An 18743-nucleotide genomic window follows, 5' to 3' on the forward strand; every position below is an offset into this window, starting at 1 on the left:
AGGGTCCCGGAAACGAACCGCCGCTACGGAGTTCCCATGCAAAGACGTCAACTTCTCATCGCCGGAGGCAGCCTCATGGCTCTGACCGCCACCGCCGGCTGCGCCACCGGCACGGCCCTGGGCGCCAGCGCCTCCGCCGGGAGCCTCGAAGCGGATGCCCGCGTCGGCCGCGCCGTCCTGCCGGTGCAGACGCCGCGCGCGGAACTGCTGCAACCCTGGACCGGTCCTTACGGCGGCGTGCCCCCGTGGGACAAGGTGACCGCCGCCAAGCTGCGCGAAGCGCTGCTGGAGGGCATCGAGCTGCAACGCGCTGACTACACCGCCATCGCCGACAACGCCGAGGCCCCGACCTTCGCCAACACCCTGGTGGCCATGCAGATGGCGGGCGAGCCGCTGGATCTGGTCGGCAACATCTACGGCGTCATGACCTCCAACATCGGGTCGGACGATTACAACGCGGTCGACACCGAGCTGTCGCCGCTGCTGTCCGCCGCCGGAGACGAGATCAGCTTCAACGCCAAACTGTTCCAGCGCGTGAAGGCCGTCGCCGACAACGCCGACGCCATGGGCCTGACCGCCGCCCAGAAGCGCATCGCCGTGCGCAGCCGTGACAGCTTCATCCGCTCGGGCGCCGCGTTGGACGCCGCCGGCAAGGCCGAGCTGGGCCGGATCAACACCGCCCTGGCCAACGCCTTCACCGCCTTCAGCCAGAAGGTCGTCGCCGACGAGAACACCTGGACGGTGATCCCCAACGAGGCCGGCGTCGCGGGCCTGCCCGCCTCGAACAAGGCCGCCGCCGCCGCCGCCGCCCGCAATCGCAACCTGCAGGGCTGGGCGATCATCAACACCCGCTCCAGCGTGGACCCCTTCCTCAGCTTCGCTGACGACCGCGCCCTGCGTGAGGTGGTCTGGCGCAAGTTCGTGAACCGCGGCGACAACGGCGACCGCAACGACACCAACTCGACCATCGCCGAGATCGTGCGCCTGCGTCAGCAGCGCGCGCGCCTGCTGGGCTACCGCAACCACGCCGAACTGCGCATGCAGGACACCATGGCCAAGACCCCGGCCGCGGCGATGGAGCTGATGAACCGCGTCTGGGCCCCGGCCAAGGCCCGCGTCACCGAGGAAGTGGCGGACATGCGCGCCATCGCCGGTCACGACATCGAGCCGTGGGACTACCTGTATTATTCGGAGAAGGTCCGGAAGCAGAAGTACGACCTCGATCAGAACGAGCTGAAGCCCTATTTCGAGCTCAACAACGTCCGCGCCGGCTCGTTCGAGATGGCGCGCCGCCTGTATGGCTTCACCTTCGAGAAGCTGGCGGCCGGGACCGTGCCGGTCTTCCACCCGGACGTGGTGGTCTATGAGGTCAAGGACGCGGGCCGTCCGATCGGCCTGTACTACACCGACGACTACGCCCGCGCGGGCAAGCGGTCGGGCGCCTGGATGACGACCTACCGGTCGCACTCGACCTTCGACGGGCCGAAGAACACCCTCGGCTCGAACAACAACAACTTCATCAAGGCCGAGGGCGGCGAACCGATCCTGATCTCGCTGGACGATGCCGAGACCCTGTTCCACGAGTTCGGCCACACCCTGCACGCCTATTCGTCCAACGTCGTCTACCCGGCGCTGGGCGGCACGCCGCGCGACTTCGTCGAGTATCCCTCGCAGGTGCACGAGCACTGGGTGCTCAGCCGTCCGATCCTGAACGGCTACATGAAGCATGTGCAGACCGGCCAGGCGATGCCGCAGGCGCTGCTGGACAAGGTCGAGGCCGCTTCGACCTTCAACCAGGGCTACGCTACGGTCAGCTATCTGTCCTCGGCTCTGGTCGACATGGATCTGCACACCCAAGCGACGCCGCCGACCGACATCGACGCCTTCGAGAAGGCCTCGCTGCAGCGCTACGGCATGCCCAAGGAGATCGTGATGCGGCACCGCCTGCCGCAGTTCAATCACCTGTTCACGTCGGACAGCTACTCGGCCGGGTATTATTCGTACCTCTGGTCCGAGACGATGGACGCCGACACCTGGGCCTACTTCGAGGAGTCGGGCGATGTGTTCAATCCGGATATCGCACGCCGCTTCAAGGAGATCATGCTGGCCCCGGGCAACACCGTGGACCGCGCCGAGGCCTATCGCGCCTTCCGCGGCCGCGACCCGGACGTGCGGGCGCTGCTGAAGGTGCGGGGCTTCCCGACCTCGTAAGGAACCCTACGCTCAGCCCGCGGGGTCTCGCTGCTTGAGGGTGGACTCCGCGCCGCCCTCAAGCAGCCGCCAGGCGACAGGGCGAAAAAGAAGGGCCGGCGGATCATCTCCGCCGGCCCTTTTCGCATTCGGGGATCGGGATCATGCCGGCCAGGCGGGGGTGACCGTGGCCTGTGCGTCGCTGCGGCGTGCGCGGGCGTAGTCGTCCTGACGGGACTGCGGCAGCTGACGGATAGCTTCACGCTGGATCTGCCGGACGCAGACGGCGCTGGGAGTCCTGCGCGACGTCGTCGTGCAGGCGTCGCGGGCGGCGGCGGCCACACGAGCGTCGAACGCCGCCGCACCGGCGGGCGTCGAGAGGTCCAGTCCGTTTGGGGACACGCGGACGCTGTCTTGGGCGGCGGCCGGAGCCGCGGTCAGCAGAGTGAAGGCGGCGAGGGTAAGCAGGGCCTTGGTCATCGGATCATCCTCCTGTCGCGGGAGCGGCGACGACAAGTCAGATGATGGCCTCGTATGACGATCGCCAGACGACAATCGTGATGATTCAATGATCCAAGGGCGAGAATGGCGAAGCTAAACATAAGTTAGACTTATGTCAGGACGGGAGCCGCCGGAGCGGCTCCCGTTAAGCGATCAATAGGCGACGGCGCGGCGGCTGGCGGCGTAGTCGACCTGGGCGGCGCCCGGCAGTTGGCGGACGGCCTCGCGGCGCACGGCGGCCTCGCAGAAGGCGCGGTCACCAAGGCGGCTGCCGGGGCGGCGCGCGTCGCGGCAGAGCGTTTTGGCGGCGGCCTCGACGCGCTGGTCGAAGGCGTCGCCTCCGGCCACGGTGGCGAGGTTGAGGTCGGACCAGCCGATGCGGGCGTCGGCGGCGGAGGCCGCGCCGGCGGTGGCGAGAACGAGGAAGGCGGTCAGGGAAGCGAGGGTTTTCATGGCGAACTCCGTGGAGCGCTGCGTCACCCGGGGCGGCGACCCTGGCCGTATGGCCCGACCCTGTTTCAGCTCCGTGAGCGTTCGGCGGCGAAATCGAGACGCCGGATTAAATCGCGGACATCTGAACGCCGATCAGCCGCTGTTGCGCAGCCCCGCCGCCACCCCGTTGAGCGCCAGCAGGATGCCTTCCCGCACGCGCGGATCGTCGTCCCCGGCCCGGCGGCGGCGGATCAATTCGATCTGCACATGGTTCAGCGGCTCGACATAGGGCATGCGCAGGCGGATCAGCCGGTCCAGCTCGGGCTGGCCGCCCAGCAGGGCCTCCTGACCGGTGATGGCCAGCACCGCCGCCTCGGTCCGGTCCCACTCCGTCCGGATGGTCGAGAAAACGCGGTCGGCCAACGTCTGGTCCGGGACCAGCCCGGCGTAGCGTCGGGCGATAGTCATGTCCGCCTTGGCCATGACCATCTCCATGTTCTGGATCAGGGTGCGGAAGAAGGGCCAGTCGTGGTGCATCTCGCGCAGTTCGTCGATGTCCAGGCCCTGCACCGCCGAGCCGAAGCCGAACCAGCCGGGCAGCATGACCCGGCTCTGGCTCCAGCTGAACACCCAGGGGATGGCGCGCAGATCCTCGATGGCGGTGGAGGCCGTGCGCGAGGCCGGGCGCGAGCCGATCTTCAGGTCGGCGATCTCGGCGATCGGGGTAGCGGCGCGAAAATAGTCGACGAAGCCGTCGGTCTCATAGACCAGCGCCCGGTAGGCGCTCATCGAGGTCTGCGAGAGCTTGGACAGGGTCGCCCCGTGCCGCGCGGTCAGCTCGGCGTCCGGCGGCGGGGCCAGCGAGGCCAGCAGGACGCCGCAGGTCAGGGCGTCGAGGTTGCGGCGCGCCACCTCCGGCTCGCCATACTTGTTGGCGATGACCTCGCCCTGCTCCGTCACCCGGATACGGCCGGCCACGGTGCCCTGCGGCTGGCCCAGCACGGCGGCGAAGCTGGAGCCGCCGCCGCGTCCGACCGCCCCGCCCCGTCCGTGGAACAGCTGCAGCCGCAGGCCCGCCGCATCGGTGACCTGCAACAGGGCGCGCGAGGCCTCGTGCAGCTCCCAGGTCGAGGTCAGGTAGGAGCCGTCCTTGTTGGAGTCCGAATAGCCGATCATCACCTCCTGCACGCCGCGCGCCTGGGCGACGGCGAGGGCGGACGGTTCCTTCAGCAGGCGCTCCAGCGTCGGCCTCGACGCGCGCAGGTCGCCGATGGTCTCGAACAGGGGCGCGGCCTGCACCGGACAGGCCGCGGGGTCTTCGGGCCGATAGAGGCCGACCTCCTTGAGCAGCAGATAGACCTCCAGCAGGTCCGAGGCCGCGTCGGTCTTGGAGACGATGTGGGTTCGGATGGCCTGCGGTCCGAACAGGCGCAGGGCCTCGGCCGCCGCCTGCAGAATGCCGCGCTCCTTCAGCGTTTCCTCGGCATAGGTCTCATAGGGATTGAACAGCAGCCGGCCTGAGGCCAGTTCGGCGGCCAGCACCGACAGGCGCGCCTCCTCGTCGAGGGCGGCGTAGTCTTCCGTGACGCCGGCGACCTTCAACAGGTCGGCCACGACCCGCTCATGGACATCCGAGTTCTGGCGCAGATCCAGCGTCGCCATGTGGAAGCCGAACACGTCGGCGGCGGTGATCAGCCGGGCCAGCCGGTCGTCGGCGAAGACCGCGCCGTGGTTGGCGACCAGGCTGTCCTGCAACACGGCCAAATCGGCGCGGAAAGCGGCGGGGCCCTCGTAGGGCTCGGCGGCGAAGGCGGCGGCGCGGGGCGCGGGTTGGCCGGTCAGCACCGGGTGGGTGGCGGCCAGCCGGGCGTAGATCTGGCTGAGCACCCGGCGATAGGGCTCGTCGGCGCGGTGGAGCGAATGATCGCCCGACGCCTCGGCCAGGGCTTTCAGGGCGGGGGAAGTTTCACTCATCGACCCCGACAGGCTGAGCTCGGCGCCCAGGGTGTTCACCTCGTCCAGGTAGAAGCGCAGCACGGCCCGGGCCTGGCTGCGGAAGGCGGCGCTCAGCACCGCGCCATCGACGTTCGGATTGCCGTCCCGGTCGCCGCCCACCCAGGTGCCGATGCGAATGAAGGGCTCAAGCTCCGGCGCATCCAGCCGCTTGCGCCACTCGGCCAGCTGGGCCGGCGCGACGTGCAGGAAAACGCGGTCGAGGAAGGAGACGACGGTGTCGATCTCGTCCTGCACCACCAGCCCGGCCTGCCGCACCAGCCGCGTGGCCCACAGGATGGTGGTCTGGCGGCGCAGGCCGGCGTCGCGGGCCTCCAGGTCGCAGGCGGCGCCGTTCTGGTCGCAGGCGTCCAGCAGGTCGGACACGGCGGCGATGCGGTCGATGACGCTCTTGCGCCGGACTTCGGACGGGTGGGCGGTCAGCACCGGCGAGATCAGGGCGCCGGCCAGCAGGTCGCGGGCCTCTTGCGGCGAGCGTCCGGCGGCCTTCAGCCGCTCCAGCGCGCCCTCGGGCGTGTCGGGCCGAGCGCCCGACGCGGTCTGTTCCTGCGCCCGCCGCTTTCCCGCCCGGTCCTCGGCGACATTGGCCAGAAGGGAGAAGACCGCGAAGCCGTGGGCCAGGCCAACTGCTTGATCCAGCGACAGGTCGCCCAGCAATTGCTCCAGCCGCTGGGCGTCCGCGGCGCCCGCGTCGCGGTGCCAGGCGACCGAGGCCTGACGCACCGCCTCGATCCGGTCGTAGAGATCCTTGCCGCCCTCGACGAGGATGACCTCGCCCAGCAGCCCGCCCAGCAGGCGCACTTCGTCTCGCAACCGGTCGTCGGCGGCCTGGATCATGTCTGCATCTCTCAGCGGGGAGGCTGTGAGCGTCACCGTATCAGGGGTTTTGCGGCTGGCCATCCCAAGGCGAACGCTGAAACCGAACGTGCGTTCGGCGCGGCGTTTGCAGCGCCCGCCCCGACGACAGATGACCATGGGTCCTGCGCAAGAGGAAAGTCATGTCTATTTCGCCGGTTAGTGGATTGCTTAGCGGGTTGACGGGGATCTTCGGGGCAGATTCGACCCGGCAGAAATCGCCCGCTTCCATCGACACTGCGCGTTCGGAGATGGACGAAATTCGCGAGAAGGGCCTTACCGAGTGGGCCCGCGAGCAGAAGATGGAGGCGTTGAAGGAAAAACTTCGCGCCGAGGTCCTGTCCGACAAACATCTGACCGAGGAAGGCGTCGCCGGCCTGTCGGTCGAGCAGCGCAGCTCGATCGAGGACGAGATCGCCAGGCTGATCCAGCAGAAGATGGAAGAGACCATGCAACGCTCGATGGACGCCGCCGCCCGCACCGGTAAGACCGAGGCGGTCCTGCTGGACATCATGGTCTGAGGCCTCAGGCCGGGCAGACCGCCCGGTCCGGCGAACGCCAGTCCTGTTGGACGACGGCGCGGGCGATCCGCCACGCACGGTCGCGCTGGACGCCGAGTTCGCCGACCTCGGGCGGGACGTCGCAATCCGGAATGACGCCGCGGCCGCCGGGGGGGCCGGGCCAGTTCATGCGAAACTGCAGCAGGGGCACGCCCAGCCGCAGACCGCTGTTGGGCAGGGTGATCCGCCACGTATAGCCGCTGGTGTTGCCGTCGTCGGTTCCGCCGACCTCCTCGCCCACGAAGACGCCGCGACGGGCGTGGCGAAGCATGGACGCCAGCTCGGCGCCGCCCGAGAAGGTGTAGCCGCCGACGAGCACGACAAGACGGCCCTCGAACACTGGCGCGGACGGCTCCCATTGCGACCGCAGGCCTTCGGGCGGGACGTCCAGGCGGGTCAGTCGGCCGTCCGCCAGCGGGCGCTGGAAGGCCAGGTCATCCTCGTCGAAGACGGTGCGGCTGAAGGTCTGGCCCGACCGGCTGACGACGGACAACGCCTGCCCGCGCGCCTCCACCGCCGCGTACTTGTGCTGGGGTTCAGCGACCAGGAAAGAGAAGAGGATGCTCTCGTTGGGTTCGTTCCCGCCGCCATTCTGGCGCAGGTCCAGGATCAGGCGGGCGGCGCGACCGCGCTTCAGCTCCTCGAACAGCCGCCGCATGGCCTCGCGGAAGGGGACGTGGTCAGCGTCATAGGGATCGTTGGAGAAGGTTGGCACGTCCAGATAGGCGACCCCGGGGGCCAGCCATTCCAGGGTCGCGACGCCCGGCGGCTCATCCGCGGTCTTCGGCGGCCGACCGGCCAAAGGGAAGGCGGCGACGGTCTGTTCGACGATCGCGCCGTCGCCCGCTTGGTAGCGCAGACGGAAGTCCGGCTCGTCGCCACGCCGGCGTTGGCGCAGAACGGCATAGCGGTCGCCGATTTCGAACCGCATCGGGCCGGTGACGGTATCCCCGTCGTGCGGGACCATGGACACCAGCTCGGCCAGCAGGGCGTCGTAGCCCTCGCCGTCGATGGACAGCAGGCGGGCGCCCTTGGGAATGTCGGCGGCCTCGCCGTAGCCGGCGACGACGAAGACGCCGTCGGTGCTCCAGTGCAGGTCCAGGGGCAGGGCGGCGGCGGTCTCGCGCTGGCGCCTGATGGCCTCGACGGAGGGCTTGAGGGACAGGTGACCCTCGCCGATGTGGCCCAGCAGGGGCATGAGGACGCCGTAGAGGGTCATGGGGTCATTGACGCCGTCCAGTCGGGCGAAGGCCTCGCGCTTGGCCTGTTCCCACTCCGCGGGGGACTGCCGCCAATAGATGTTCGGCAGGCCCGCCTCGACGGCGTCGATGACCAGCTGCGCGTCCTCGCGGACCTGAGCGGGGGCGAGGGGCGGCGGATCCTGGGCGAGGGCGTTCGAGGGCGCGGACAGGGCGGCGGCCAAGGCGAGGACCCGCAGGGCTGGCGTCATGGCCTGAATCCACTACAAGCAAAATACTGCTCCCGTTAGAGAGGCAATATTTTGCCGAGTCAAGCCGCGCCCGCCTTCCTGACCCATGTGGCCGCCAACGTCCGTGCGCGCCGGACGACGGCCGGCCTCAGCCAGAAGCAGCTGGCCCAGGCGTCGGGGGTCAGCCTGCGGATGATCGGCGGGATTGAGGCGGGAGCGACCAGCGTCAGCACCGCCACCCTGGACCGGATCGGTATGGTCCTGGACGCCACCCTGGCCGACCTCGTCGCCGATCCGGGGGCGGGGTGGCGGGATCCGGTGGTGGATCGGCTGGGCTGGAGCGGCGCGAACGGCGGCGAAGGCGTCCTGCGCTGGAGTCTGGACGCCCGTCGCGAGGTCGAGGCCTGGGAATGGCGCCTGGAGCCCGGCGATCTCTATCAGGCCGGGGCCGATCCCAAGGGCTGGCATGTGATGATCTTCGTGGTCGAAGGCACGCTGACGCTGGAGCTGGAGGGGGGCGCGATCGAGATCGAGCGTGACGCCCATCTGTTCGACAGCGCCCAGACGCACGCTTTCGCCAATCGGGGTCCGGGGCCGGTTCGCTTCTTCCGCTGCACCGTCTGGTGAGCGACCGGCTCGACTCACGGGTCCATATCCGCTAGAAGCCGCCGCTTCCGACGCAAGTGAACCTCGCGTCTCCACCTGCACGACCCCATTTCCGGATGGACGAGGCAGGCGAGAACCCTCTGCCGACGTGATCGTCGCCAGAGGCCGTTGTCGTATGGAGCCGCCTCACCCGTCGCAACGAGGTATTTGATGTTCGAGGCTCTGAACGAGCGGCTGTCAGGCGTCTTTGACCGGATCACCGGTCGCGGCGCCCTGTCCGAGAAGGACGTGCAAGAGGCGATGCGCGAAGTGCGCGTGGCTCTGCTCGAGGCCGACGTCGCCCTGCCCGTCGTCAAGGACTTCATCGCCTTCGCCACCGAGCGCGCCACGGGCGAGGACGTGATCCGTTCGGTCAAGCCCGCCGATCAGGTGGTCAAGATCGTCTATGACGGCCTGGTCGAGATGCTGGGCGGCGATGAGCCGACCCCGATCAACCTGAACGCCACGCCGCCCGCGGTCATCCTGATGGCCGGCCTGCAGGGCTCGGGCAAGACGACGACCTCGGCCAAGCTGGCGCTGCGGCTGACCAAGTTCGACCGCAAGAAGGTCATGATGGCCTCGCTGGACACGCGTCGTCCGGCCGCCATGGAACAGCTGGCCAAGCTGGGCGAGCAGATCGAGGTCGCCACCCTGCCGATCGTGGCGGGCGAGAGCGCGGTGCAGATCGCCAAACGCGCCCTGACCTCGGCCAAGCTGCAGGGCTTCGACGTCCTGATCCTGGACACCGCCGGCCGGATCACCCTGGACGAGGCCCTGATGGCCGAGGTGGCGGAAGTCGCCGCCGTGTCCAAGCCGGTCGAGACCCTGCTGGTCGCCGACAGCCTGACCGGTCAGGACGCCGTCCGCACCGCTAAGGCCTTCCACGAACGCCTGCCCCTGACCGGCCTGGTCCTGACCCGCGCCGACGGCGACGGCCGCGGCGGCGCCATGCTGTCGATGCGGGCCGTCACCGGTCTGCCGATCAAGTATCTGGGCGCCGGCGAAAAGGTCGATGCGCTGGACGTGTTCGACGCCCGCCGCGTCGCCGGCCGCATCCTGGGTCAGGGCGACATCGTCGCCCTGGTCGAGAAGGCCAGCCAGGAGCTGGACGCCTCCAAGGCCGAGGCCATGGCCCGCAAGCTGGCCAAGGGGCAGTTCGACCTGAACGACCTCGCCGCCCAGCTGCAGCAAATGAAGAAGATGGGCGGTCTTCAGGGCATCATGGGCATGCTGCCCGGCGTCGCCAAGATGAAGAACCAGATGGCGGAAAGCGGCGTCGACGACCGCATGATCGCCCGGCAGGAAGCCATCATCTCCTCGATGACCAAGGCCGAGCGCAAGAAGCCGGACCTGCTCAACGCCAGCCGCAAGAAGCGCGTCGCCGCCGGCGCCGGCGTCGAGGTCCAGGACATCAACCGCCTGCTCAAGCAGCACCGGCAGATGGCCGACATGGTCAAGTCGCTGTCGCGCGGCGGACCCAAGAAGATGCAGCAGATGGCCGCCATGCTGGGCGGCCTCGGCGGCGGCGGCGGCCCCGACATGGCCCACCTCAAGGCGATGGGCGGGGGCAAGATGCCCGAGCCGAGCGCCGACGAAATGAAAGCCCTTCAGGACCGGCTCGCCGGCCTGGGCGGCGGACAACTTCCGGGGGGGCTTCCGGGCTTGCCCGGTCTTCCCAAGAAATAAGCCTTCCCTTCCAAGAATAACGACTTCCTAGAAAAGAGACTGAAAATGCTGAAGATTCGTCTGGCCCGCGGTGGCGCCAAGAAGCGTCCGTACTACTATATCGTGGTCGCTGACTCGCACTCGCCGCGCGATGGCAAGTTCATCGAGCGCGTCGGCACCTACAACCCGATGCTGCCGCGCGACGGCGAGCAGAAGCGCGTCGTGCTGAAGGCGGACCGCATCTCGGAATGGCTCGCCAAGGGCGCCCAGCCGACCGACCGCGTCGCCCGCTTCCTGTCGCAGGACGAAGCCCTGGCCGGCAAGGTGAAGTGGACCCAGTCCAACAACCCGAACAAGGCCCAGCCGGGCAAGAAGGCGCAAGAGCGCGCCGCCGAACGCGCCCAGCGCGAAGCCGACCGCGCCGAAGCCGAAGCGGCCGCCAAGGTGGAAGCCGCTGAAGCCGCCGTCCGCGCCAAGGAAGAAGCCGCCGCCGCCGCCGAAGCCGCCAAGAACGCTCCGGCCGTCGAAGAGGCCCCGGCTGAAGTCGCCGCTGAAGAAGCCCCGGCCGCCGAAGAAGCCGCTGCTGAAGAGGCTCCGGCCGCTGAAGCCGCCGCCGAAGACGCCCCGGCTGCTGAAGAAGCCGCCGAGGAAAAGTCGGAAGGCTGATTTCGTCCGGTTCGCCGGGTATGAAATGAAGGGGGCGGCGTCCGTTCGGGCGCCGCCTTTCTTTTTTGAGGCGCCTATCGCGCTTGCGCTGCTTGAGGCGTGATGCGGACGGTGGGGTGGAGGAGAGATCGCCGGTGGCGCAGGACAAACTCATTCTGGTCGGGCAGGTCGCCGGCGGGTTCGGGGTCAAGGGCGAGGTGCGCGTCACCGCCTACACCGCCGAGCCGATGGCGCTGCTGGGCTACCGCGACCTGCTGCGGGCGGACGGCTCCGTAGGCCTGACCCTGCTGTCGGCGCGGCCCGACAAGGTCGGCGTCGTCGGCCGGGCCAAGGAGATCGCCACCAAGGAAGAGGCCGACGCCCTGCGCGGCCTCAAGCTGTTCATCCCGCGCGAGCGTCTGCCCGAGCCGGACGAGGACGACTTCTACCTGACCGATCTGGTCGGAGTGCAGGCGCGCGACCCCGACGGCGGGGTGCTGGGGGTGGTGAAGTCGGTGCAGAATTTCGGCGCGTCGGACATGCTGGAGATCGCCCCTCTCGCCGGAGGGCCGACCTGGTACCTGCCGTTCACCCGCGACGCCGTGCCCGAACTGCATCTGGCCGACGGTTGGGTCCTGGCGGTGCGCCCCAATGAGATCGGCGAGCGCGAGCCGGACTAGGGGCGAGGTCGGCTCGGGCGGAAGTTCCTCCAGAGCCGACCGCTTCCGGTGAAAGTCGAACCTTAGCTGTTGTCTTCGGTCGGGGCGCCGGGCCCGTTCTTCTTGATGGAGTCGATGGCGTTCTGGGCCGAGGCTTTCGACGAATACCCCTCGGTCGAGAAGATCGTCTCGGAATTGTACTTGAAGCGGACCCGGAATTCGCCCGCCTTGTCTTTGTAGATCTCGAACTTGTGCGCCATTTCAACATCCTTAGGTTGGAGCGTCGAAGGTGTCACAGTCAGGCCCGCCGTCAACCGCGTTGTGTCCGGCGCCCGACACAGGAGCGTGATCGCAACGGCGTTGAACCTCGACCGTAGCGCGGCGTTACAGGCGCCGTGCAGCAAGGGAAAGGCGCGCGACATGAGCATTTTCAGTTCGATCTGGGACCGTATCCGGGGCCGCAAGCCGGCGGCCGCGGCGCCGGCGCCCGATGTGACCTTGACCTCGGCTCCCGCCGCCGCCGCGCCGGTCGCGGCGGCCCCCGTGGATGTCGAAGCGGTGCTGGTCGCCCTGGCCGATCAAAAGGGCGGGGGCGGCAACTGGCGCACCTCGATCGTCGACCTGCTGAAGCTGCTCGATCTTGATTCCAGCCTCGACGCCCGCAAGGAGTTGGCCGAGGAGCTGAACGTCCATGCAGGCGCGCACGGCAGCGCCGAGCAGAACATCGCCCTGTCCAAGGCGGTGTGGGCCAAGCTGGCCGAGAACGGCGGCGTGGTTCCGGCCTCTCTGCGAGATTGATCCAGGCGGGCGTCCATGCCCTCCCTCACGTCCTCTCCCCGGCCCTCCAGCGTCATCCGCCGCTTCGACTATGACGCATCGCGTCGACGACTGCGGGTGACGTTCACCTCGGGCGACGTCTATGACTACGACGCCGTGCCGCCCGAGGTGGCGGAGGGTCTGCGGACCGCGCCCTCCAAGGGACGGTATTTCGGGCCGAACATCCGGGATAGCTACGTCTATCGGCGGATCGCGCGGGGCGAGGGCCGCGCCTGATCCACTCCAGACTCCAATGCTTCAGACTCGGCGCCGCCAGCGCAGGGCGACCAGCGCCACGAAGCCCGCCAGCAGACCCCAGAAGGCCGAGCCGATCCCGAACAGGGCCACGCCCGAGGCCGTGGCGGCGAAGGCGATGACGGCGGCCTCGCGATCATGGGGCTCGGCCATGGCGCCGGACAGGGCGCCGGTCAGCGGGCCGATCAGGGCCAGGCCGGTCAGCACCGCCAGCGCCCCTGGCGGCATGGCGATGAACAGCCCGGCCAGCGGCGCGGCGAACAGGGCGACGACCAGATAGAGACCGCCGTACAGCACGCCGACGATCCATCGGCGCTGCGGGTCGGGGTGGGCGTCCGGCCCGGTGCAGATGGCCGCGACGATGGCCGCCATATTGATCCCGTAGCCGCCGAAGGGGGCCAGGACGACGGTGGCCAGTCCGGTCGAGAGCAGCAGCGGTCCGGGCGGCGGCTCGTAGCCGGCGGCCTTGAGCACGACGAGGCCGGGCAGGTTCTGTGAGACCAGGGTCACCAGGAACAGCGGCAGGGCCAGGCTGACGGCGGCCTTGAGATCAAAGGCGGGGATGACGGGCGACAGCTGGCCGGACAGGCCGGTTCCCGGCGGCGTCGTCACCTGCCCGCGCAAGGCCAGCACGAGGAAGGCGCCGACCAGCACCGCGGGCAGGGCCCAGGTCGGGGCCAGCCGCCGCATGATCAGGAAGACCGCGAACAGCCCCGCCGCCAGCGCCAGATCGGTTGGGAAGACGAGGAACAGCTTCAGGCAGAAGGGCAGCAGCACGCCCGCCAGCATGGCCGAAGCGATGGCGCCGGGGATCCGGCCCGCCAGCCGACCCAGTGCGGGTACGAGGCCGGTGACCACCATCAGCAGTCCGGCGATGACGAAGGCCCCGACGGCGGTGGGCCAGCCGAGACCCAGCGTCGACGCCGCCAGCAAGGCCGCGCCGGGGGTCGACCAGGCGAGGATGATGGGGACCTTCATCCGCCAGCTGAGCAGAATGCCCGGTACGGCGATGCCGAGGCACAGCGCCGTCACCATCGACACGATCTGGTCGGGCGAGGCGCCCAGCGTGTGGCCCGCCTGGACCACCAGGGCCACGGTCCCGCCGAAGCCGATGATCACGCCGACGGCGGCGGCCGACAGGGCGGAGACGGGCAGGCGGGACGAGGTCATGCCTCGCGCTTACCGCCTCGCCCGGACCGAGGAAAGCGGGAACGGTCCCAAAGGCCTTCGCGTTACCGGGGCCATGCTGGACCACACCGGAATCGTCGTCACCGACCTGAAGGCCGCGCGCCGCTTCTATGACGCGGTCGCCGAGGCGTTGGGCCTGGAGACCCGGACATTGGCCCCGGAGTTCTTCGTGCTGGGCAAGAGCCAGGAGGAGCCGATCCCCTACCTCTGGATCGGGACGCTGATCCCCTCCTACTGGGTCGAGGGCTCGCGGCCCGGGATCAACCAGATGCACGTCGCCTTCCGCGCCGACAGCGAGGCGATGGTGCAGGCCTTTTACGACGCCGCGCTCAAGGCCGGCGGCCGCGACAACGGCGCGCCCGGCCCGCGTGAAGGCGCCATGGGCTACTACGGCGCCTTCGTGCTGGACCCCGACGGCAACAACATCGAGGCGGCCTATCGGACGGAGGTCTAGCCCTCGTCGTCGCCCGCCAGGCCCATCATGTGGAAGCCGGCGTCGACGTGAATGACTTCGCCGGTGGTCGAGAAGCCCAGGTCCGAGCACAGCCACAGGGCGGCGCCGGCGACGCCTTCCATGGAGGTGTCCTCCTTCATCGCCGACATGGCGCGGCCCTGGGCGATCATGCCCCGACCGCCCGAGATGCCCGCCAGCGACAGGGTGCGCATGGCGCCGGCCGAGATGGCGTTGACGCGGATGCCCTTGGGGCCCAGGTCGCGGGCGATGTAGCGGGTCGCCGCTTCCAGCCCGGCCTTGGCCACGCCCATGGTGTTGTAGTTCGGGATGGCCCGCTCGGACCCGAGATAGGTCATGGTGATCATCGAGCCGCCGTTCGGCATCAGCTTGGAGGCGCGCTTGGCGACGTCGACGAAGCTGAACACCGAGATGTTCATGGCCAGCAGGAAGCTGTCGCGGGTGGTGTTGTCGACGAAGGAGCCCTGCAGCTCGTTCTTGTTGGCGAAGGCCACCGAGTGGACCACGAAGTCGATCGTGCCGAAGGTCTTTTCCAGTTCGGCGAAGGCGGCGTCCATCGAGGCGTCATTGGTGACGTCGGCTTCGAGGATCAGCTTGGCGTTCACGCTCTCGGCCAGCGGGCGCACGCGGCGCTCCAGGCCCTCGCCCAGATAGGTGAAGGCCAGCTCGGCGCCCTGGGCGGCCAACTGCTGGGCGATGCCCCAGGCGATGGAGTTGCTGTTCGCGACTCCCATGATCAGGCCCTTCTTGCCCTTCATGAGTTCGCCCTTGGGCATGTTCCAGGCGGATTCGGCGGCCATGGGATGTCTCTCCATCTTGCGTCGCCCGGTTGCCCCGGGTCGGTCGGTGTCGCCGGAGGGGTAGCAGCGGCGGCCGCGCGGGGGAAGCAGGGATGGCCGGCGGTGGGGTTTACGGGCGCGCGCCTGAGTTTCAACCGTCGCAAAACGACGTTATGGTTGTGTTTCTTCGACAGGAGGACGCCATGAAGGTCGATCGTCTGAAGGGGGTGGTGGAAACCACCGGCGTCCGGATCGTCGAGGAGGTCGGACCGCCGACCTCGACCCGCGCCGCGCCGCTCGAAGAGAAGACGGCCGAGGCCATCGATCTTCTGAAGGCCCGCGTCGACGCCACCACGCCCGGCCAGCTGGAAACTCCGGAACGGCAGGCGCTGCGCACCCTCCAGCTTCAGGAAGGCGGCCGCCGGGCCTCGCTGTCCGAGCTGGAACGGACCATCGGCAGCGATGATCTTGTCGATCTGAACTATCTGTTGCGCGGACTGGACGCCGCTCGGCCGGTCGGGCGGATCACCATCCTGGACGGCGGCGGACGCGCGCTGGGCGACGCCACCGGCTTCATGGTCAGCCCGACGCTTCTGCTGACCAACCAGCATGTGCTCGCCGATGCGGCCACGGCCGCGGCCTCGCGCATCGATTTCGACTGCGAACTGGACCGGCTGGGCTTCCCCCGCCCGACCACCACCTTCGGCTTCGATCCCGGCCGGTTCTTCGTCGCCGACGCCGCCCTCGACATGGCGCTGGTCGCCGTCAGCCCCCGGCCGCTGAGAGGCGACGGGCGGCTGAGCGACTATGGCTGGCTGAGGCTCAGCCCGGAAGTGGGCAAGATCAACGTCGGCGAGGCCATCACCATCATCCAGCACCCCAATGGCCGGACCAAGCAGGTGGCCCTGCGCGAGAACCGGCTGCTGGACATCACCGCCGACCACCTGACCTATGAGTCCGACACGGCCCCGGGGTCGTCGGGCGCGCCGGTGTTCAACGATTCCTGGCAGGTCGTCGCCCTGCACCATTCGGGCGTGCCGCGAAAGGACGCGCAAGGCCGCTGGCTGCTGCAGAACGGCCAGCCGGCGGGCGAGGAGGACGACGACGCCGACATAGACTGGATCGCCAACGAGGGCGTGCGCGCCAGCCGGATCGTGACGACCGCCCTGGCCCTGGCGCCCGCCGGCGCGCTGCGGGATGAGCTGGAAGCTTGCTGCCTGGGCCGGGTCGAGCCTCCGGTTCCGGCGACGGAACGGGCGATGGCCGCTGCACCAGGCGGCGACGCGCCCGCCGCCCCTTCGGTCGCGGCGTCGGGAGCGTCCACGACCCTCACCGTGCCCCTGACCATCACCGTCAGCCTGGGCCAGACGTCCGGACCGTCCGTCACCGCCGGCGCCTCGGCCGGAGCGGTCGAGAAGGTCGTCGAGCCCTGGCACGACCCGAACTATCCCGGCCGGACCGGGTACGACCCCCGCTTCCTCGGCGTCTCCGTGCCCCTGCCGACGCTGCGGGACGCCTCAGTGGCGGCGCGGATGCATGACGGCGGCGTGGTCGTGCCCTACCAGAATTTCTCGCTGGCCATGCACAAGGCGCGACGCCTGCCCCTGTTCACCGCCTCGAACGTGGACGGGTCCGACGCGGCCAAGGAGCCGGAACCCGGCCGGTCCTACAACCGCGACGCCCTGGGCGGCCTGGCCGAGAACGATTTCGAGCGCTGGTTCCTGGATCCCCGGCTGCCGGCCGACGCCCAGTTGCCGGACCGCTTCTTCGACAAGGACCGCAAGGCCTTCGACAAGGGCCATCTGGTCCGGCGCGAGGAGGTCTGCTGGGGCGTCGACTACGCCCAGGTGCGGCGGGCCAACGGCGACACCTACCACGTCACCAACTGCACGCCCCAGGTGGCCGGCTTCAACCGGTCGAACCGCAAGGGCGTCTGGGGTCTGCTGGAGAATCTGATCGAGGCGCAGGGGCGGGTCGAGCGCTACTCCCTGTTCGCCGGGCCGCTGCTGGCGGCGGACGATCCGATCTTCGTCGGCGTCGATGACGTGGGCCAGGTGCAGGTGAAGATCCCGCGCGCCTACTGGAAGGTGGTGGTCGCGCGCGGTCAGGCCGGACTGGAGGCCTTCGGCTTCCTGCTGGAGCAGGACCTCACCCAGGTCGCGTTTGAATTCGCGGTCGATCCGGTGTGGCGCGCCCGCATGATTCCGCTGAAGACGCTGCAGGATCGGATCGGCCTGATCCGCTTCCCCCGCGCCGTGATGCGGGCTGACAAGGGCGCCTAGAGCCTGATCGGCTGACGTGGAATCGCTTCGCGATTCCACTGATGTCGTGAATCAGGCTCCAGAATTTCGCTCTAGGCGTCAGACCTTCGACAGGATCAGCGTGCCGTTGGTGCCGCCGAAGCCGAAGCTGTTGGACATGACGTGCTTCAGAGGCCCGTCGTGGCGCTTGCGCAGGATCGGCATGCCCTCGAACTCGGGATCGAGGTTTTCGATGTGGGCGCTCTCGGCGGCGAAGTCGTTGTCCATCATCAGCAGGCAGTAGATAGCCTCCTGAGCGCCCGCCGCGCCGAGCGAGTGGCCCGTCAGCGACTTGGTCGAGGAGATCATCGGCAGGTCGTCGCCGAAGACGTTGCGCACCGCGCCCATCTCCTTCAGGTCCCCGACCGGCGTCGAGGTGCCGTGCGGGTTCAGGTAGTCGATGCGCGGATTGCCGGCCATTTCCAGCGCGATCTTCATGCAGCGCTCGGCGCCCTCGCCCGAGGGGGCGACCATGTCGTAGCCGTCGGAGTTGGCGCCGTAGCCGGTCACCTCGGCATAGATCTTGGCGCCGCGCGCCACGGCGCGTTCGTATTCTTCCAGCACCACGATGCCGGCGCCGCCGGCGATGACGAAGCCGTCGCGGTCCTTGTCATAGGCGCGGCTGGCCTTGTCCGGGGTCGCGTTGAAGTTGGAGGACATGGCGCCCATGGCGTCGAACATGTTCGACATGGACCAGTCGATGTCTTCCACGCCGCCGGCGAAGACCACGTCCTGCTTGCCCCAGGCGATCTGTTCGGCGCCCGCGCCGATGCAGTGGGCGCTGGTCGCGCAGGCCGAGCTGATCGAATAGTTGATGCCCTTGAGCTCGAACCAGGTGGCCAGCACCGCCGACGGGCCCGAGGCCATGGCTTTGGGCACGGCGAACGGCCCGATGCGCTTGGGCGAGCCCTTTTCGATCGTGGTCTGGGCCGCCTGCAGGATGACCTGGGTCGAGGGGCCGCCCTCGCCGACGATCAGGCCGATGCGGTCGGACTTGATCTCGTCCGCGCTCATGCCCGAATCCTTCAGGGCTTCCTCGAAGGCGATGTGGCCCCAGGCGGTGCCGTTGGCCAGGAAGCGCGCCGCGCGGCGATCGACCAGCGGAGCCCAGTCCTCGGCGCTGACGCCCAGCGACGGCGGCGCCCAGACCTGCGAGCGGAAGCCGTGCGCGATGTGATCGGGAGCGGATTGCACGCCCGACTTCGCCTCGCGCAGCGATGCGATGACTTCTTCCTGGCCCGTGCCGATGGAAGAAACGATGCCCAGCCCGGTGACGACGACACGCCGCATGGTGGTTTCCTTCTAAGAACGCTCAGTCGCCGCGTAGTGCGCGGTCTGT

At 69.0% G+C, this 18743-nt stretch carries 18 protein-coding genes; 10 read left to right on the forward strand and 8 right to left on the reverse strand.

Going from position 1 to position 18743, the window contains the following annotated elements:
* Positions 1-36 precede the first annotated feature (36 nt).
* Positions 37-2211: a M3 family metallopeptidase gene (locus tag AC1RRF_RS11600; RefSeq protein ID WP_492834628.1), complete on the forward strand. Its 2175-nt coding sequence runs from the start codon at positions 37-39 to the stop codon at positions 2209-2211.
* Positions 2212-2352: 141 nt separating this feature from the next.
* Here AC1RRF_RS11600 and AC1RRF_RS11605 read toward each other — a convergent pair whose 3' ends face one another.
* From AC1RRF_RS11605 to ppc, 3 genes are all read right to left on the reverse strand, one after another.
* Positions 2353-2670, reverse strand: coding sequence for a UrcA family protein (locus AC1RRF_RS11605; RefSeq protein ID WP_492834630.1), 318 nt, complete (start codon positions 2668-2670; stop codon positions 2353-2355).
* Positions 2671-2844: 174 nt separating this feature from the next.
* Positions 2845-3144 (reverse strand): UrcA family protein, encoded by a 300-nt coding sequence (locus tag AC1RRF_RS11610; RefSeq protein WP_492834632.1) that lies wholly within the window; start codon positions 3142-3144, stop codon positions 2845-2847.
* A 132-nt stretch (positions 3145-3276) separates the two neighbouring features.
* Positions 3277-5973: a phosphoenolpyruvate carboxylase gene (gene ppc, locus AC1RRF_RS11615; RefSeq protein ID WP_492834634.1), complete on the reverse strand. Its 2697-nt coding sequence runs from the start codon at positions 5971-5973 to the stop codon at positions 3277-3279.
* Positions 5974-6242: 269 nt separating this feature from the next.
* On the opposite strand from ppc, the gene AC1RRF_RS11620 reads away from it, so the two are divergent.
* Positions 6243-6512 (forward strand): hypothetical protein, encoded by a 270-nt coding sequence (locus tag AC1RRF_RS11620; RefSeq protein ID WP_492834636.1) that lies wholly within the window; start codon positions 6243-6245, stop codon positions 6510-6512.
* A 4-nt stretch (positions 6513-6516) separates the two neighbouring features.
* On the opposite strand, the gene AC1RRF_RS11625 is transcribed toward AC1RRF_RS11620, so the two are convergent.
* The gene (locus AC1RRF_RS11625; protein WP_492834638.1) at positions 6517-8001 is read right to left on the reverse strand and encodes a S41 family peptidase; all 1485 of its coding nucleotides are present in this window, start codon (positions 7999-8001) and stop codon (positions 6517-6519) included.
* A 51-nt stretch (positions 8002-8052) separates the two neighbouring features.
* Here AC1RRF_RS11625 and AC1RRF_RS11630 point away from each other — a divergent pair, with 51 nt between their 5' ends.
* From AC1RRF_RS11630 to rimM, 4 genes are all read left to right on the forward strand, one after another.
* Positions 8053-8607, forward strand: a complete 555-nt coding sequence (locus AC1RRF_RS11630; RefSeq protein ID WP_492834640.1) for a helix-turn-helix domain-containing protein — start codon at positions 8053-8055, stop codon at positions 8605-8607.
* Positions 8608-8796: 189 nt separating this feature from the next.
* Positions 8797-10311, forward strand: coding sequence for a signal recognition particle protein (gene ffh / locus AC1RRF_RS11635; RefSeq protein ID WP_492834642.1), 1515 nt, complete (start codon positions 8797-8799; stop codon positions 10309-10311).
* Positions 10312-10356: 45 nt separating this feature from the next.
* On the forward strand, positions 10357-10956 hold the full coding sequence (gene rpsP / locus AC1RRF_RS11640; protein ID WP_492834644.1) for a 30S ribosomal protein S16: 600 nt from the start codon (positions 10357-10359) through the stop codon (positions 10954-10956).
* A gap of 134 nt (positions 10957-11090) precedes the next feature.
* The gene (gene rimM / locus AC1RRF_RS11645; RefSeq protein ID WP_492834646.1) at positions 11091-11615 is read left to right on the forward strand and encodes a ribosome maturation factor RimM; all 525 of its coding nucleotides are present in this window, start codon (positions 11091-11093) and stop codon (positions 11613-11615) included.
* 62 nt (positions 11616-11677) lie between these two features.
* On the opposite strand, the gene AC1RRF_RS11650 is transcribed toward rimM, so the two are convergent.
* The gene (locus tag AC1RRF_RS11650; protein WP_492312052.1) at positions 11678-11854 is read right to left on the reverse strand and encodes a YegP family protein; all 177 of its coding nucleotides are present in this window, start codon (positions 11852-11854) and stop codon (positions 11678-11680) included.
* A gap of 160 nt (positions 11855-12014) precedes the next feature.
* Here AC1RRF_RS11650 and AC1RRF_RS11655 point away from each other — a divergent pair, with 160 nt between their 5' ends.
* A complete protein-coding gene (locus AC1RRF_RS11655) occupies positions 12015-12392 on the forward strand; it encodes a DUF3597 family protein (protein WP_492834648.1) in 378 nt (125 codons plus the stop codon).
* Between the two features lie 15 nt (positions 12393-12407).
* Complete coding sequence (locus AC1RRF_RS11660; RefSeq protein ID WP_492834650.1) at positions 12408-12647, forward strand: KTSC domain-containing protein; 240 nt, start codon at positions 12408-12410, stop codon at positions 12645-12647.
* Positions 12648-12668: 21 nt separating this feature from the next.
* Here the strand turns inward: AC1RRF_RS11660 and AC1RRF_RS11665 are convergent, their stop codons facing one another.
* Positions 12669-13835, reverse strand: coding sequence for a benzoate/H(+) symporter BenE family transporter (locus AC1RRF_RS11665; protein ID WP_492834652.1), 1167 nt, complete (start codon positions 13833-13835; stop codon positions 12669-12671).
* Between AC1RRF_RS11665 and AC1RRF_RS11670 the strand changes: the two genes are divergently transcribed.
* The gene (locus AC1RRF_RS11670) at positions 13834-14307 is read left to right on the forward strand and encodes a VOC family protein (RefSeq protein ID WP_492834654.1); all 474 of its coding nucleotides are present in this window, start codon (positions 13834-13836) and stop codon (positions 14305-14307) included. The genes AC1RRF_RS11665 and AC1RRF_RS11670 overlap by 2 nt on opposite strands.
* Here AC1RRF_RS11670 and AC1RRF_RS11675 read toward each other — a convergent pair.
* On the reverse strand, positions 14304-15101 hold the full coding sequence (locus AC1RRF_RS11675; RefSeq protein ID WP_492834810.1) for an enoyl-ACP reductase FabI: 798 nt from the start codon (positions 15099-15101) through the stop codon (positions 14304-14306). The two genes, AC1RRF_RS11670 and AC1RRF_RS11675, sit on opposite strands and share 4 nt — an antisense overlap.
* Positions 15102-15307: 206 nt before the next feature.
* Between AC1RRF_RS11675 and AC1RRF_RS11680 the strand changes: the two genes are divergently transcribed.
* Positions 15308-17386 (forward strand): DNA/RNA non-specific endonuclease, encoded by a 2079-nt coding sequence (locus AC1RRF_RS11680; RefSeq protein ID WP_492834656.1) that lies wholly within the window; start codon positions 15308-15310, stop codon positions 17384-17386.
* A gap of 78 nt (positions 17387-17464) precedes the next feature.
* On the opposite strand, the gene fabB is transcribed toward AC1RRF_RS11680, so the two are convergent.
* The gene (fabB, locus tag AC1RRF_RS11685; RefSeq protein WP_492834658.1) at positions 17465-18694 is read right to left on the reverse strand and encodes a beta-ketoacyl-ACP synthase I; all 1230 of its coding nucleotides are present in this window, start codon (positions 18692-18694) and stop codon (positions 17465-17467) included.
* Between the last annotated feature and the right edge of the window lie 49 nt (positions 18695-18743).

This window comes from Brevundimonas sp. GW821-FHT12C05 (genome assembly GCF_058807475.1).

Bases quoted from the DNA above. Each gene is read 5' to 3' on its own strand.
- fabB (WP_492834658.1), bottom strand. From the start codon at position 18,694: ATGCGGCGTGTCGTCGTCACCGGGCTGGGCATCGTTTCTTCCATCGGC.
- AC1RRF_RS11660 (WP_492834650.1), top strand. From the start codon at position 12,408: ATGCCCTCCCTCACGTCCTCTCCCCGGCCCTCCAGCGTCATCCGCCGC.
- ffh (WP_492834642.1), top strand. From the start codon at position 8,797: ATGTTCGAGGCTCTGAACGAGCGGCTGTCAGGCGTCTTTGACCGGATC.
- AC1RRF_RS11655 (WP_492834648.1), top strand. From the start codon at position 12,015: ATGAGCATTTTCAGTTCGATCTGGGACCGTATCCGGGGCCGCAAGCCG.
- AC1RRF_RS11610 (WP_492834632.1), bottom strand. From the start codon at position 3,144: ATGAAAACCCTCGCTTCCCTGACCGCCTTCCTCGTTCTCGCCACCGCC.
- AC1RRF_RS11680 (WP_492834656.1), top strand. From the start codon at position 15,308: ATGAAGGTCGATCGTCTGAAGGGGGTGGTGGAAACCACCGGCGTCCGG.
- AC1RRF_RS11620 (WP_492834636.1), top strand. From the start codon at position 6,243: ATGGACGAAATTCGCGAGAAGGGCCTTACCGAGTGGGCCCGCGAGCAG.
- AC1RRF_RS11650 (WP_492312052.1), bottom strand. From the start codon at position 11,854: ATGGCGCACAAGTTCGAGATCTACAAAGACAAGGCGGGCGAATTCCGG.
- AC1RRF_RS11670 (WP_492834654.1), top strand. From the start codon at position 13,834: ATGCCTCGCGCTTACCGCCTCGCCCGGACCGAGGAAAGCGGGAACGGT.
- AC1RRF_RS11665 (WP_492834652.1), bottom strand. From the start codon at position 13,835: ATGACCTCGTCCCGCCTGCCCGTCTCCGCCCTGTCGGCCGCCGCCGTC.
- AC1RRF_RS11605 (WP_492834630.1), bottom strand. From the start codon at position 2,670: ATGACCAAGGCCCTGCTTACCCTCGCCGCCTTCACTCTGCTGACCGCG.
- AC1RRF_RS11675 (WP_492834810.1), bottom strand. From the start codon at position 15,101: ATGCCCAAGGGCGAACTCATGAAGGGCAAGAAGGGCCTGATCATGGGA.
- AC1RRF_RS11600 (WP_492834628.1), top strand. From the start codon at position 37: ATGCAAAGACGTCAACTTCTCATCGCCGGAGGCAGCCTCATGGCTCTG.
- ppc (WP_492834634.1), bottom strand. From the start codon at position 5,973: ATGATCCAGGCCGCCGACGACCGGTTGCGAGACGAAGTGCGCCTGCTG.
- rpsP (WP_492834644.1), top strand. From the start codon at position 10,357: ATGCTGAAGATTCGTCTGGCCCGCGGTGGCGCCAAGAAGCGTCCGTAC.
- AC1RRF_RS11625 (WP_492834638.1), bottom strand. From the start codon at position 8,001: ATGACGCCAGCCCTGCGGGTCCTCGCCTTGGCCGCCGCCCTGTCCGCG.